The organism is Cupriavidus sp. SIMBA_020 (genome assembly GCF_046535395.1).
GTDB lineage: Bacteria > Pseudomonadota > Gammaproteobacteria > Burkholderiales > Burkholderiaceae > Cupriavidus > Cupriavidus campinensis.
The window spans coordinates 1-279 of the sequence record NZ_JAWRWU010000407.1 but is presented as its reverse complement, the minus strand read 5'-3'; the positions used below and the strand labels follow the sequence as shown (position 1 = coordinate 279).

The 279-nt window shown below is 61.6% G+C and carries 1 protein-coding gene; it reads left to right on the top strand.

Annotated features, from left to right (window positions below; all coding sequences use genetic code 11):
* Positions 1-75: 75 nt before the first annotated feature.
* Positions 76-279, top strand: a 204-nt coding sequence (locus SB751_RS29800) for a phage baseplate protein (protein ID WP_410748998.1), incomplete at its 3' end; no start/stop codon positions are given.

Below are 279 nucleotides of genomic sequence, written 5' to 3'. Positions count from 1 at the left end.
ATGCGACCGGAGAAGCCGTGGCCAATCAACAGAGCCGGGTCAATGCCGACCTGACGCGCAACCTGCAGGGATCCTATGGCTGACTTGAACATCGCGGGCGCCGACATGGTCGGCCTGCTGTCGAAGAAAATCGGCGACATCGTGGTGGAGGCGACGCTCAGCGAGTCCCATGAGGACACGCTCAAGATCACCAGCCATCCGGTGGAGTCGGGCCCCTATGGCAAATCGGCGATCAGCGACCATGCCTTCAAGCAGCCGCTGACGCTGACCTTGAAGTGC